We start from the raw sequence: 14415 nt of genomic DNA on the forward strand, positions 1-14415 counted from the left end.
TCATCCTTGTCGTAACGATTGCGCCAAGCGCTTGGCGCCAAGCCGGGCGAGGCAAGCGGTGGCGTCCTCATGCGGCTGTCGCTCGGCGGCGAGAAGTTCTGTGAGCCGGCCAACGCCACGCGCGGCTTCATATCCTGCGGTGTAAGCAGCCGGAAGCCCTTTCGCCGTTCCGCCGACGACAAATGCCGCCCCTTTTTCGTCACCGACAATGGTGAGGGCAGCGGGGCCGGGATGGGCGCAACCCTTGGCGCAGCCGGAGACATGCAGCCTAAGTGTCGGGTCGAGGTCCAGGCCGATGGTTCGCGCGATTTCGGCCGCCACGTCGCGCGCGGCGATCATGCCTGATGCGCAGGCCGGCGCGCCCGGGCAGGCGGCGATGCGGGTGCGTGGATCTGCGGCGGCAGTGACGAAATCAAGTTTTTTTGCTTCGAAGCGAAGCGCGTCGCAGGCGGTGTGAGTCATGCCCATGAATAGGAGCGAACGGGCGGGGCCGGGGCGGATGCCGGTTGCGCCGAGCTCGATGGCTGCTTCGCAAAGGGAAATCAGCATTTCGGCACGGGCAGAGCCGAACGGCAGGGCTGTGCCGAGGGCGATTCGTTGCTCTCTTAGCTGTAGGATTCCGATGGAAGATGAATCGGTTGCAGGGATTCGCTGCGGGAATGAATCATCTGCTGCTGTGGTTAGATCGTGATCCTTCCCACCCCCCTCTGTCCTGCCGGACATCTCCCCCGCAAGGGGGGAGATCAGCTGTCGCGTCGGCTTCCGCCAATCTCCGATGTCAGTGTGCCCGGCGGACGTGGCGCTAGGAGTATCATATTTTGCAAGATCCGGGCGCGGAGCACTGACGCCCAAGTGGCTGATCTCCCCCCTTGCGGGGGAGATGTCCGGCAGGACAGAGGGGGGTGGTAAGGAATGAGACGTCGCCGAGACTTCAATTGCTTCCAGGATGGCCGGCACCGCCAGGTCGCGGGCGCGAGCCTGGCGCCCAAGGGCCGCTACAGATCCTAGTATGGCGATGGTCGCATGGCAGGCGGCTTCCGCCCTGAACTCGCCGACAAAAGTCGCGGCCTGTTCGTCGCCGGCGACTGACAGGCGCCAGTGCTGGGCGTCGGCGGCTTCCAGCCTGACATCGGCAATGATGGCGCCAAGACCGATCTGTCCAAGTCCATCGACGACGATGGAGACTTTGGGACCTAGCCGTGCGGCCAGGCCGGCTGCCGAGATTGCCTGCCGAATTGCAGCGGCGAGCGGTGCGGGATCGGCTGTTTCAGTCGGATCAATCCCCGCAAGTGGACTTGTGTCGACTGGAACGCCGGTGCGAACCACAATGCCGAGCGTATCGACTTCGGCGGCAAGTTGCGCGGCGCTTTGGGTGGTCAGGCCTCGGATCTGGATGCTGCCGCGAGCGGTAACCTCAACGATGCCGTTGCCATGGCGAAGCGCGGACTCACAGAGTCCGATCAATAGCTTGGGTGCGATTTCTCCAGCGACTGGATTGAGCCGGACGAGCAGTCCGTCGCCTGTCAGCATCGGGGCGGAAAGAGCGGGGCAGGCGCCACGACGCGAGAAGCTGTTCATGCCGCGACCTCTTTTTCCGAGGCTTCGGCGATCAGTGCGGCGAGATCGTCGTCGATGGAGTTGCGCAAGGGATGCCACAGGCCGCGACGGCGGGCGGTCGCGAAACGTTCGGCGATGAATTTCGCCGCCGCCGGGTTCTCGCGCAACATGAAGGCACGCACGGCATCGTTGCCGAGATAGGCGTCGTGGACGGCCTCGATCAACGCGCCTGATATGGCGTTGGTGGTTTCGGCAAAGCCGATCAGCCGATCGACGGTCTCGGCGAATTCCGAGGCGCCGCGTGGGCCATGACGCATCTGGCCGGCGATGAAACGGGCGTTGGTGGCGCGAGCGCGCACGACGCGGCCGACGGCTTCCGTGACCGAGCGCGGGCGCGGCTTCTGCGGGTCCGTGGTGTCGAGCACGATCACGTCGGCGTTTTTGCCGAGTGTGGCAAGGGCTGCCGTAAAGCCGCCGATGAAAGCGACGTCGGCCGAGCCTTCGAGGATGTCGCGGCCGGGGTCGTCGCCGGTGTGGACGAGCAGGTCGGCTTCGGCGATGCGGCCGGCAAAAGCACCCGGTGCGGAGACACCTTCACCCTCGGCACCGCCATAGGCGTACGAGGCCGCGTCGAGATAGGCGCGGCCAAGTTCGTCGCGCGTGGTCCAGTCGCCCGAAGACAGCAGGTCCTCAAGGCCCGCGCCATAGGTGCCGGGCGATGAGCCGAAGATGCGTGGCTCGACTTTGCCCGAGGCGCGGGTGCTGGCGGCGAGCGGGTTTTCCTGGTCGTCCTCGTCTCGCGTGGCGACTGCGCGCACTGCCGCATCGACTAGCGCGATCTGGGTCGGGAACATGTCGCGGAACAGTCCCGAAATGCGCCAGGTGACGTCGACGCGCGGGCGGCCAAGCGCTGCCGGCGGCAACACCTCGATGCCGGTGACGCGGCCAGTGGCGGAATCCCACTGCGGCCGGCAGCCCATCAGCGCCAGGCCTTGGGCGATCTCTTCGCCGCCGGTGCGCAACGAGGCACTGCCCCAGAGGTCAATGACCAGCGCGCGTGGCCAGTCGCCATGGCCCTGCAGATAACTGCGCATGATTTCGTCGGCCGCAGCCTTGCCGAGGTCGAAGGCGGTCGCCGTCGGCATGGTGCGCGGATCTGAGGTGAAGAGGTTGCGGCCGGTGGGCAAAACGTCGGTGCGTCCGCGCGCCGGTGCGCCTGAGGGGCCGGCCTTGACGTGGCGACCGTCGAGCGCGGCGATCAGGCCCTCGCGTTCGCTGGCAGCACTTTGCCTGCGAATCGCGTCGTGTTCGTCGTCTGAGGCGCGACCATAGATGTGCAGGCCATCCTTGATGGCGAAATCCTTGAGGTCGCAAAGCCAGGCGTCGATGCGGCGCAGCGCCTCGTCGGGCGCGTCGGTGTTGGCAACGCCCGCTTCGCCGGCGAGGCCTGTCTGGGACGCCATCTCGACGATCAGCTTGGCCAGCCGGTCGCGGCGGCGGCGGTCGAGACCGTCGGCCTGGGCATATTCGTCGACCAGTTTTTCAAGCTTGTGCTGGTTCTCGTCGAGGCCCGCGCTCGCAAGTGGCGGGGGCAGGTGGCCCAGCGTGACGGCCGAAACGCGGCGCTTGGCCTGGGCTGCCTCCCCGGGATTGGAGACGATAAAGGGATAGACCACCGGCAGCGATCCGGTGACGATTTCGGGAAAGCAGCTCTGGCTCAGAGCGACAGTCTTGCCCGGCAGCCATTCAAGTGTGCCATGCGCACCGACATGGATGATCGCGTGGACGCCGAGCGACTTTTGCAGCCACAGGCCAAAGGCGAGCAGCGCATGGCGCGGCGGCAGGGTCGGATCGTGATAGTCGGCACGGCGATCGGCCGAGCGCCCGCGATCCGGGGCGAGGGCGACCGTGATGTTGCCAAAGGTTGCGGCGCGGAAGGGAAAGGATTGGGTGTCGTGAGCGGAAGCGGATGTGTCGCGCTCGACGTCGCCCCCCTCTGTCCTGCCGGACATCTCCCCCTCATGGGGGGAGATCAGACTGTCATCTGGGCCGTCGCCAATCGCCGACGATGCAGGAAGAGCGTCTTCGCCGAAGCTGCCAATCTCCCCCCTCGAGGGGGAGATGTCCGGCAGGACAGAGGGGGGCAACGTCGAGCGCTTCCTTGTCCTGTCGGCTGCATCGGCATCTGCTTCGCCCCACGCCGCTTCGACTGCTTTCCTTGCATCCGTGGGCAGATCAGCGGACAGCGCAAGATAGTTGTCAAGTGCCAGCCCGTGCCCGCCTGTCTCAATCAAATCGAGCAACGCGCGCGGTGATTCCGGAATCGATTCAACGCCGTACCCGGCGTCCTTGAGGTCCTGCAGCATGGCGAGCACGCTGTTGGGTACGTCGAGGCCGACGGCATAGCCTGTGCGGCCGGGCGCGCTGGGATAATCGGGGATGAGAATCGCAAGCTTGCGCTTTTCGGGCGGCGTCTCGCGCAGCCTGAGATGTGCCGCGATGCGAGTGGCGACCTGTTCGACGCGGTCCGGCTCGGGTCGGTTGGCAAAGGCGCGGAAGCCGAGCGCCGGGTCGAGTTCGCTTTCGGATTTGAATGAGATGGCGCCGGCGAGGATGCGGCCGTCGAGCTCGGGCATGACGACATGCATCGCAAGATCTGCCGGTGCCAGCCCACGTGGGCTACCCTCCCACGCTTCACGGCGGGTGGTGGCGACGATCACCTGAAACACGGGAACGCCGGCGCGGTCGAACAGCGTTTCCGCGCCGGGTTCCGCTCCCGAGGCAAACGCCGTAGCAGTGATGATGGCCGATGGCTTTAATGCTGAAAGAGCTGCCTCGACAAAGCTGAGCGATTCCTTGTCCTTCAGGCTTGATACGAAAATCGGGACGGGCCGGATGCCTTGGCGGGTGAGCGCGTCGACCAGCGCATCGATGGGGGCGACATCGGCTGCCAGCAGCATCGAGCGATAGAACAGGATGGGGACGACATTTCCTTCTCCCCGTTCACGGGGAGAAGGTGCCTCGAAGGGGCGGATGAGCGGCGACGCTAGGATTTCGGTCGTTGGCTCCTGCCCCGTTAACGGGGATTCGACCACGCCTCGCGCCGGATCGTAAAAACCAGCCTTGGGCACCGTCACAGGTGCATTGGCGTTGGCTCCTGAACCCGCCAGTCCAGCCAGCCGCGCAACCAGCGCCTTCATGTTTTGCGGTCCGCCTTCGCGGAAATAGCCAAGCAGCGCGTCGAGCTCTGTGCGCGGCAAGGTCGAGCCTTCGATCAGCCGCGAGTCCGAATCGTGGCTTTCGCCCGGCAGCAGCGCAAGAGCGATGCCCTTTTCTCGGGCAATGGCAGCCAGTTGGTCGCAACCATAACGCCACCAGTCATAGCCGCCGAGGATGCGGACGATGATGACCTTGGCGTGCACAGCTACGCTGTCAATCCAGAGATCGACCGACATCGGGTGCCTGAGGTCGCGCAGGCTGGCGAGCCGCATCGATGGCAGGCTTGCCGCGTCCGCCTTCCAGGCGGCGGCGATGCCGGCGAGATCGCTGTCGGTGAAGGACAACGCCACCACATCCGCAGGCGTTTGCCTGAGGTCGACAGGCTCGACGAGATCGTCGAGCGAGGCGGATGTGGTGGTGAGGATATGCATCTAACTGGCCCGCTCAGCCTACAAGGATGCGCTCGATGGCCGGGCGGTCGAGGCCCTTGAGGCCGATCACCACCAGACGCGAGCGGCGGTCGTCTTCGGCCGTCCAGGCGCGGTCGTAGTAGTGATTGACGCGCGGACCGACAGCCTGGACGAGCAGGCGCATGGGCTTGCCGCCGACTTCGACGAAGCCCTTCACGCGCAGCACGTTTTCTTCCTCGGCGGCGGTGGCGACGCGCCTGGCCAGTTCATCCGGGTTGGAAATCGAAGGAATGTCGATGACGAACGAGTCGAAATCGTCGTGCTCGTGGTCGAAGGCGCCGTCATGGTGGGTCTTGCGATTTTCGATGTCGTCTTCGACAGCGAGGCCAAGGCCAAGCAACACCGAGGGGTCGACCTTGCCGTGCGAGGTTTGCACGATCTTGACCGCGCGCGACAGGTGCTCGCCGACAATGGCGTTGGCGCGCGCAAGTCCAGCTTCATCGAGCAGGTCGCTTTTCGACAGGATGATGAGGTCGGCGCAGGCGACCTGGTCTTCAAACACTTCTTCGACCGGATCGTCATGGTCGAGCGTCTCGTCCTGGGCGCGCTGGGCGGCGAGCGCGTCCATGTCGGAGGCGACCTTGCCTTCTGCGAGCGCCGGGCCGTCAACAACGGCGATAACGCCGTCAACAGTGACGCGGCTCTTGACCGTGGGCCACTGGAAAGCCTGGATCAGCGGCTTGGGCAGTGCCAGCCCCGAAGTCTCGATCAAGATGTGGTCGACGCGTGGCGAGCGCGACAGGATCTGGTCGAGCGCGGGGACAAAATCGTCGGCGACGGTGCAGCAGATGCAGCCATTGGCCAGTTCGACGATGTTTTCCTCCGGGCAGGTGTCGATACCGCAGCCTTTGAGGATTTCGCCATCGATGCCGACATCGCCAAACTCATTGACGATGATGGCGAGGCGCTTGCCCTTGGCGTTTTCGAGGATGTGGCGGAGCAGCGTCGTCTTGCCGGCACCGAGAAAGCCGGTGATGACGGTGCAGGGAACGCGTTCGACGGATGCGGTCATTTGTCTTCCTTGATGAGATCGAGGGGAGGGATGCGCGCGATGAGCCCGCGCTTGAGGCTGTCGGGACGGCCACGCCATGGGATCAGGCCGTCGGTGGAAGTGGCGAAGAGTTTGGCACCGGTGATGAGGTCATCGCCCGAGGTAATGGCGAGATCGCCGAAGACGTAGCTCCATGAGCCGTCGCGCAGGATCGCAGCACTCAGGCGGCGCTTGCAGTTGCCGAGGCATTCGACGCTGCGCACGGCGATGCCTTCGTGTGCAGCTGCGGCGCGTGTCGCTTCGGCGAGCTTGGCACCGGCGCGAGGGTGGATGTCCGATCCGGTCTCGTCGCGGCAGGACGCGCAGACGAGAATAGTCACATCCGCTACACGCGAATCTTCGGCATCGCTGGATGCGTCTAAAGTTTCGACCGAGAGATTGTCGTCGAGTTCCAAAATATCAGGCTCCTTACCTGGGACACCCGCCAGGCGATCGGATCAATGTTTCAGACGGCAGGTCTCCTGGCTCGCGAGTCGTCGCCTTCGTGCCGCCTTCCCGGGAGGACATCCCAGTGGTTACCGGTCTTGGCTCGTCGCTTACAGTTGCGGGGACAGCCGCGGATTTGACGCCAAAAGCGCCGCACCGCATTCCCTCTTAGCTCCTCCCCTTGCCGGGAGGAGACCGTCTGGGTCGATTTAGGCTTTCGCGAGGGGTGGAGTCAACGTGAGGGAGCGACCCGCAATGTCGCTCAGCGCCGGTCCAAGATCGCCGGCCGGCGTGACTTTGATGCTTTCGAGGCCAAGCCAGTCGCGCATCTGCTTCAGCTCTTCATAAAGTTCGGCCGCCGTTTCGGGCGGGGCGCAGGGCTCTGCATAGGCGGCGTGGACGCGCAGGACACCGGCTGGGCGGTCAGCCTTGAGGTCGACGCGCGCGACGATTCGTTCGCCGAGCAGGAAGGGCAGGACATAATAACCGTACTGGCGCTTTTCGGCGGGCGTGTAGATCTCGATTCGGTAGCGGAAGCCGAACAGGCTTTCGGCGCGGCTGCGTTCGAAGACCAGTGGATCGAACGGCGCGAGCAAGGCGCGGGCACTGACCTTGCGTGGAATGCGGGCCTGGGCGTGCAGATAGGCCTGCTTGTCCCAGCCCTCGACGCGGACGGGAATCAGTTCGCCTGTTTCGACCAGCTCTTCGAGGCGACCTTTCATTTCTGCGGGCGACAGGCGGAAGTAATCGCGCAGGCAGGCGGCCGTAGCCACGCCATGGGCCCGGGCAGAGATTCGCAACAGCTCGCGATGGGCGTCGGCCGGGGCAGGGATGGGACTGTTGTAAATGCCCGCAGGCAAGACTCGCTCGGGCAGATCATAAAGACGCTCGAAGCCACGGCGCGAATGGGTGGTGATCCGCCCGGCCCAAAACAGCCATTCGAAAGCGTGTTTTTCCCGGCTCCAGCCCCACCAGCCGCCCGAGCCTTTGGCGCCTTCAATCTCGGAAGCGGCGATCGGGCCACGGTCAACCACGTGGCGGAAGATCTCCTCGATATAAGGTCTGTTCGCGTGGCCGAACTTGGCAAGCCCGCCATACATCCCTTCCTCAGCCCGCGCCATGCGCCAGCGCATCAGGGGAAAGGTCTCGAGCGGCAACAGCGAGGCTTCGTGGGCCCAATATTCGAACAGCAGGCGTTTGCGCGACTGCATGGCGTCGTCGAGCAGCGTCATCGGGTAGGGGCCGAGGCGCGAGTAAAGCGGCATGTAGTGCGCGCGCACGACTGCACTGACCGAGTCGATCTGGAACAGGCCGAGGCGGTCGAGCACGCGCTGCAGGTGACGTCGCGTGACCGTGCCTGCGGGGCGCGGGTCCATGAACCCCTGGGCCGCAAGCGCGATGCGGCGGGCCGTGGGGAGTGAGATTTTTTCTTTCATTGCGGCAAGCCATCGCAGTCTGTTGTGAGGTGACGCAAGGGTACGAGAATCGATCTTTGTTGCAAACGCTAGCAGGTCTGCGGTTCCGGACTTGTCAGGAGTTAAAAGTGGAGTAAAAGACGAAGGAAATCAAATAGGAGCCACGCACGCAGGATTTTGGTCCAGCGGTGGGGTTTGCCTCGTTTTGGACAAGGTTGGACTTGCTTCGCCCGACCGCCTGCGCTAACCGTCGCCGCATTGCAGCACGACCGTTTCGTCCGGCTCGGCGAGAATCTGTCGCGCTTCCGGAAACGGACCTCGTGCTGTAAATCTGGGTGGATAGGCCACCAACGGAATTCGCAGCATGAACGCTCTCCTGAGTTCGTATCTGCCCATCGTCATTTTTATCGGTGTGGCGCTTCTAGTCGGCATCGCGCTTATCGCAGCGCCCTTTCTTGTCGCCTATCGCAATCCGGATCCGGAGAAGCTTTCTGCCTACGAGTGCGGCTTCAACTCGTTTGACGATGCCCGCATGAAGTTCGACATCCGCTTCTATCTGGTCTCCATCCTGTTCATCATCTTCGACCTCGAGGTCGCCTTCCTGTTTCCGTGGGCGGTGTCCTTCGGCGAGATCGGCATGCTCGGTTTCTGGTCGATGATGATCTTCCTGGGCGTGCTGACCATCGGCTTCATCTATGAGTGGAAAAAGGGAGCGCTGGAATGGGATTGAACGACGCCTCCGGCACCCTGATCGCACCGAGGCCGAAAGGCATCATCGATCCGAACACCGGCAAGCTCATCGGTTCTGACGACGCCTTCTTTGGCGATCTGAACAGCGAGCTTTCCGACAAGGGTTTCCTCGTCACCTCGTCCGAAGCGCTGATCACCTGGGCGCGCACCGGCTCGCTGATGTGGATGACCTTCGGTCTGGCCTGCTGCGCCGTCGAGATGATGCACATCTCGATGCCGCGCTATGACGCCGAGCGTTTCGGCATCGCGCCGCGCGCTTCACCGCGGCAGTCGGACGTGATGATCGTCGCTGGCACGCTGACCAACAAGATGGCACCGGCCCTGCGCAAGGTCTACGACCAGATGCCTGAGCCGCGCTACGTCATTTCGATGGGCTCGTGCGCCAATGGCGGCGGCTACTATCACTATTCCTATTCGGTGGTGCGCGGCTGCGATCGCGTCGTGCCTGTCGATATCTACGTTCCCGGCTGTCCTCCGACCGCCGAAGCGCTGCTCTATGGCATCCTGATGCTGCAGAAGAAGATCCGCCGCACCGGCACGATAGAGCGGTGAGCCCAAATGAGTGAAGCCCTAAACGACCTCGCCGCCTACATTGCCGAAAAGCTCGATGCGGACCTTGAAGAAAGCGCTGTCGCCTATGGCGAATTGACGCTGACGGTGAAGGCTGCCGATATTGTTAGCGTGCTGACGTTCTTGCGCAGCGACGTGCAGTGCCAGTTCGTGTCTTTCATCGACGCGGCCGGTGTCGACTATCCGCAGCGCCGCAAGCGTTTCGACGTCGTCTACCATCTGCTGTCGCCGCACCAGAACCTGCGCATCCGCGTCAAGGTCAGCACGGACGAGGATACGCCGGTTCCGTCGGTGACGTCGGTCTATCCGGGCGCCGACTGGTTCGAGCGCGAGGCCTACGACATGTACGGCATCCTGTTCTCCGGCCATCCGGACCTGCGTCGCTTGCTGACGGACTACGGCTTCGAAGGCCATCCGCTGCGCAAGGACTTCCCGCTCACCGGCTTCGTCGAGGTTCGCTACGACGACGAGCAGAAGCGCGTCGTCTACGAGCCGGTCGAGCTCAAGCAGGAATTCCGCAATTTTGACTTTTTGTCTCCCTGGGAAGGCACCGACTACGTGCTGCCGGGCGACGAAAAAGCCAAGACGAATTGAGGCGCCGAAATGGCTGAAACCTCCGTCCGCAATTTCAACATCAACTTCGGCCCGCAGCATCCGGCGGCGCACGGCGTTCTGCGCCTGGTGCTCGAGCTCGATGGCGAAGTCGTCGATCGCGTTGATCCGCATATCGGCCTTTTGCATCGCGGCACCGAAAAGCTGATCGAGCAGAAGACCTATCTGCAGGCGATCCCCTATTTCGATCGGCTCGACTATGTCGCGCCGATGAACCAGGAACATGCGTTTTCGCTGGCTATCGAGCGCCTGCTCGGCATCGATGTGCCCAAGCGCGGCCAGATCATCCGCGTGCTCTATTCCGAGATCGGCCGCATCCTGTCGCACCTGCTCAACGTCACGACGCAGGCGATGGACGTTGGCGCACTGACCCCGCCGCTGTGGGGCTTTGAAGAGCGCGAAAAGCTGATGGTGTTTTATGAGCGTGCTTGCGGCGCGCGCATGCACGCTGCCTATTTCCGGCCGGGCGGTGTCCACCAGGACCTGCCGCAGAAGTTGGTCGAAGACATCGGCAAGTGGATCGATCCGTTCCTGCAGACGGTGAAAAACCTCGACGATCTGCTCACGCCGAACCGCATCTTCAAGCAGCGCAACGTCGATATCGGCGTGGTCTCGCTCGACGACGCCTGGGCCTGGGGTTTTTCGGGCGTCATGGTGCGTGGTTCGGGCGCTGCCTGGGACCTGCGCAAGAGCCAGCCCTATGAGTGCTACTCCGAGATGGAATTCGACATTCCGATCGGCAAGAACGGCGACTGCTACGACCGCTACCTGATCCGCATGGAAGAGATGCGCCAGTCGGCGAAGATCATGCGTCAGTGCGTCGATCTGCTTCTCGGCAAGGAAAGCGTCGGTCCTGTCTCGAACATGGACGGCAAGGTGGTTCCGCCGAAGCGCCAGGCGATGAAGCGCTCGATGGAATCGCTGATCCATCACTTCAAGCTCTACACCGAAGGCTACCGCGTGCCGGCAGGCGAGGTTTATGCGGCCGTCGAAGCGCCCAAGGGCGAATTCGGCGTCTTCCTCGTCTCCGACGGCACCAACAAACCATACCGCTGCAAGCTGCGCGCACCAGGTTTCGCCCATCTCCAGGCGATGGATTTCCTGTGCCGCGGCCACATGCTGGCGGATATCTCAGCCGTTCTCGGCTCCCTCGACATCGTGTTTGGTGAGGTCGACCGCTAAATGTCAGTCCGCCGTCTCGCAGAAGCCAGCGTCCAGCCAGCGTCATTCGCCTTCAACAAGGCGATGACCGCGCAGGCCAAGACCTGGATCAACAAGTACCCCAAGGGCCGCGAACAGTCGGCCGTCATCCCGTTGCTGATGCTTGCGCAAGAGCAGGACGGCTGGGTGACGAAGGCCGCCATCGAGCATGTCGCCGACATGCTCGCGATGCCCTATATCCGCGCTCTGGAAGTGGCGACGTTCTACACCCAGTTCCAGCTCAAGCCGGTCGGCACGCGCGCGCACATTCAAGTGTGCGGGACCACGCCCTGCATGCTGCGCGGCTCGGAAGAGCTGATGGATGTATGCCGCTCCAAGATCCATCACGATCAGTTCCACACCAACGAGGCGGGAACGCTGTCGTGGGAAGAGGTCGAGTGCCTTGGCGCTTGCGTCAACGCGCCGATGGTCATGATCTTCAAGGACACCTACGAGGACCTGACGCCGGAACGGCTGGGCGAGATCATCGACCAGTTCGAAGCGGGCAAGGGCGAGCAGGTCAAGACGGGCCCGCAGACCGGCCGCGTGTTCTCCGCGCCGTTGACCGGGTTCACCTCGCTCACGGACGAGAAGGGTGTGCTCAAATCCACCCGCGACAGGGATGCCAAGGCCGCTTCCAAGGCTGCGAAAGCTGGCGCCGAGCAGGTGAAGGCCGAAGCGCCACAGCCCGCCGCTGTTGCTGCCGTGCCTGCCAAGGCCGAGGCGGCGCCCGCAAAGCCGTCGCTCGACGACAAGAACCGTCCGGCTGGCATCGCCAAGCCGGCTGCTGTCGACGACCTCAAGCTGATCTCGGGCGTTGGTCCGAAGATCGAAGGCACCTTGCACGAACTCGGCATCTTTACCTTCGCCCAGGTGGCGTCGTGGAGGAAGGCGGAGCGCGAGTGGGTCGACGGCTATCTTAGCTTTCATGGTCGCATCGAACGTGACGACTGGGTCAAGCAGGCCAAGGCGCTCGCCAAGGGCGGTGAGGCTGAATACATCCGCGTCTTCGGCAAGAAGCCGGTCTGAGGAGCAAGAACATGCTTGAAGACAAGGACCGCATTTTCACCAACATCTACGGCCGCTTCGATCAGTCGCTGGCCGGAGCGATGTCGCGTGGACATTGGGATGGCACCGCCGGCCTGATCGAAAAGGGCCGCGAGTGGATCATCAACGAGATGAAGGCATCGGGGCTGCGCGGCCGTGGCGGCGCCGGCTTCCCGACTGGTCTCAAATGGTCGTTCATGCCCAAGCAGAACGCCGATGGCCGTCCGTCCTATCTCGTCATCAATGCCGACGAATCCGAGCCAGGCACCTGCAAGGACCGGGATATCCTGCGCCATGACCCGCATACGCTGGTCGAGGGCTGCTTGCTCGCCGGTTTCGCCATGGGTGCCGTTGCCGCGTACATCTATGTGCGTGGCGAGTTCATCCGCGAGCGCGAAGCGCTGCAGCGCGCCATCGACGAGGCCTATGACGCCAAGCTGATCGGCAAGAACAACAAGAACGGCTACGATTTCGACATCTACGTCCATCACGGCGCTGGTGCTTACATCTGCGGCGAAGAAACCGCGCTGCTCGAAAGCCTCGAAGGCAAGAAGGGCCAGCCGCGTCTCAAGCCGCCGTTCCCGGCCAATGTCGGCCTCTATGGCTGCCCAACGACTGTGAACAACGTCGAGTCGATCGCTGTTGCGCCGACCATCCTGCGCCGTGGCGCTGCCTGGTTCTCGGGCATCGGCCGTCCCAACAATGTCGGCACCAAGTTGTTCATGCTTGTCGGTCACGTGAACACGCCCTGCACGGTCGAAGAGGCCATGGGCATCACCTTCCGCGAGCTGGTCGAAAAGCATGGCGGCGGTATTCGTGGCGGCTGGGACAATCTGCTGGCGGTTATCCCTGGTGGTGCATCGTGCCCGTTGGTCAAGGCCGAGGACATCATCGACTGCCCTATGGATTTCGACGGCCTGCGCGAACGCAAGTCGTCCTTTGGCACGGCTGCCGTGATCGTCATGGACAAGTCGACCGATATCGTGAAGGCGATTGCGCGGCTTTCCTACTTCTTCAAGCACGAGAGCTGCGGCCAGTGCACGCCGTGCCGCGAAGGCACCGGCTGGATGTGGCGCGTCATGGAACGCTTGGTGCGTGGCGAAGCGCACAAGCGCGAGATCGACATGCTGCTCGACGTCACCAAGCAAGTGGAAGGCCATACGATCTGTGCGCTGGGCGATGCGGCAGCATGGCCGATCCAGGGCCTGATCCGCAACTTCCGCCCGGAGATCGAGCGGCGCATCGACGAGTTCTCGCGCAATTCTCATCGCGCGGAGCCCGTGCTGGTGGCGGCAGAGTAAGAATTAGTCAGAAAGTGCGGGCCAAAGGTCCGAAACAGGAAACGACGAGGCAGAGGCGAACGGCGAAGGCGACAAGGAGACACCAATGTCGACATTTCCCATTCCCGAAAGTGCAGTGCCTGAGATGGAACGTTTGGAGCAGATGAACAGGGACTTCGTGGCGATGCTGCCCAAGGAGTTTGCCGGTACGGCAAATCTGATGGTTCATCCCGCCGCCGGAATCGCTGCTGCTTCCGCACTGAGTGTCGGCCTTGCCAGTCACGCCATGGGCGTCTGGATCGGGGCCGTGACTGGCGTGTCTGAGGCTGCGCAGCGGCTGTTTTCGCCGGATTTTGGCGATTTCAGCGGTGCGACGCAGGCTAGGCAGGCGGCAGCGAAAAGGGCTGAGGCCAGCACGGCCTCGCTGATTGCCGAGGTGAAGACCTTGGCGCGCAAGCTGGAGAAGGTCGAGGCGACGCGAGCGGCTGAGCCGGTCGTTGCCGAGGTTGCGGTTGTGGCTGAAGCGCCGGTGGGGCTTCTGCCAGAGGATTTCAGGCAGCCGGCGTCTATCGAACGGCCGGAAGCGCCTGACGATCTGAAGGCGATCGCCGGCATCGGCCCGAAACTGGAGCAGGTGCTGAACGGTTTGGGCATCTGGACCTACGGCCAGATCGCTGGCTGGACGGGACAAGAAGTGGCCTGGGCCGACGACTATCTCGGCTTCAAGGGTCGGATCGGTCGCGACGACTGGATCGGGCAGGCGGCAACGCTGGCTGGCGGCAAGACCGCCGGGTGAATTGTGGATTTCGGGGCGCAGC

General features: G+C 63.4%; 12 protein-coding genes and 1 riboswitch. Of the genes, 7 read left to right on the plus strand and 5 right to left on the minus strand.

Going from position 1 to position 14415, the window contains the following annotated elements:
• From cobG to AC1DLV_RS08660, 5 genes are all read right to left on the minus strand, one after another.
• Positions 1–1578 (minus strand): precorrin-3B synthase, encoded by a 1578-nt coding sequence (gene cobG, locus AC1DLV_RS08640; protein ID WP_476799142.1) that lies wholly within the window; start codon positions 1576–1578, stop codon positions 1–3.
• Positions 1575–5207: a cobaltochelatase subunit CobN gene (locus AC1DLV_RS08645; protein WP_476799143.1), complete on the minus strand. Its 3633-nt coding sequence runs from the start codon at positions 5205–5207 to the stop codon at positions 1575–1577. The genes cobG and AC1DLV_RS08645 overlap by 4 nt, the downstream gene beginning before the upstream one ends.
• 13 nt (positions 5208–5220) lie before the next feature.
• Complete coding sequence (gene cobW / locus AC1DLV_RS08650) at positions 5221–6258, minus strand: cobalamin biosynthesis protein CobW (protein ID WP_476799144.1); 1038 nt, start codon at positions 6256–6258, stop codon at positions 5221–5223.
• Positions 6255–6692 carry a DUF1636 family protein gene (locus tag AC1DLV_RS08655; RefSeq protein WP_476799145.1) on the minus strand — a complete coding sequence of 146 codons (438 nt, stop codon included), beginning with the start codon at positions 6690–6692 and terminating at the stop codon, positions 6255–6257. The genes cobW and AC1DLV_RS08655 overlap by 4 nt, the downstream gene beginning before the upstream one ends.
• A 39-nt stretch (positions 6693–6731) precedes the next feature.
• Positions 6732–6938, minus strand: a riboswitch (cobalamin riboswitch).
• Positions 6933–8159, minus strand: a complete 1227-nt coding sequence (locus AC1DLV_RS08660; protein ID WP_476799146.1) for a winged helix-turn-helix domain-containing protein — start codon at positions 8157–8159, stop codon at positions 6933–6935. It overlaps the preceding riboswitch by 6 nt.
• Before the next feature lie 343 nt (positions 8160–8502).
• On the opposite strand from AC1DLV_RS08660, the gene AC1DLV_RS08665 reads away from it, so the two are divergent.
• From AC1DLV_RS08665 to AC1DLV_RS08695, 7 genes are all read left to right on the plus strand, one after another.
• On the plus strand, positions 8503–8868 hold the full coding sequence (locus tag AC1DLV_RS08665; protein ID WP_476799147.1) for an NADH-quinone oxidoreductase subunit A: 366 nt from the start codon (positions 8503–8505) through the stop codon (positions 8866–8868).
• Positions 8859–9440, plus strand: a complete 582-nt coding sequence (locus AC1DLV_RS08670; protein WP_476799148.1) for a NuoB/complex I 20 kDa subunit family protein — start codon at positions 8859–8861, stop codon at positions 9438–9440. The genes AC1DLV_RS08665 and AC1DLV_RS08670 overlap by 10 nt, the downstream gene beginning before the upstream one ends.
• A gap of 6 nt (positions 9441–9446) precedes the next feature.
• Positions 9447–10052 (plus strand): NADH-quinone oxidoreductase subunit C, encoded by a 606-nt coding sequence (locus AC1DLV_RS08675; protein WP_476799149.1) that lies wholly within the window; start codon positions 9447–9449, stop codon positions 10050–10052.
• A gap of 9 nt (positions 10053–10061) precedes the next feature.
• Positions 10062–11252: an NADH-quinone oxidoreductase subunit D gene (locus AC1DLV_RS08680; protein WP_476788332.1), complete on the plus strand. Its 1191-nt coding sequence runs from the start codon at positions 10062–10064 to the stop codon at positions 11250–11252.
• Complete coding sequence (nuoE, locus tag AC1DLV_RS08685) at positions 11253–12299, plus strand: NADH-quinone oxidoreductase subunit NuoE (RefSeq protein ID WP_476799150.1); 1047 nt, start codon at positions 11253–11255, stop codon at positions 12297–12299.
• 11 nt (positions 12300–12310) lie between these two features.
• On the plus strand, positions 12311–13618 hold the full coding sequence (gene nuoF / locus AC1DLV_RS08690; RefSeq protein WP_476799151.1) for an NADH-quinone oxidoreductase subunit NuoF: 1308 nt from the start codon (positions 12311–12313) through the stop codon (positions 13616–13618).
• 85 nt (positions 13619–13703) lie between these two features.
• Positions 13704–14393 (plus strand): NADH-ubiquinone dehydrogenase, encoded by a 690-nt coding sequence (locus AC1DLV_RS08695; RefSeq protein WP_476799152.1) that lies wholly within the window; start codon positions 13704–13706, stop codon positions 14391–14393.
• The last annotated feature ends 22 nt before the right edge of the window (positions 14394–14415 follow it).

This window comes from Aminobacter sp. 01T433 (genome assembly GCF_056398585.1).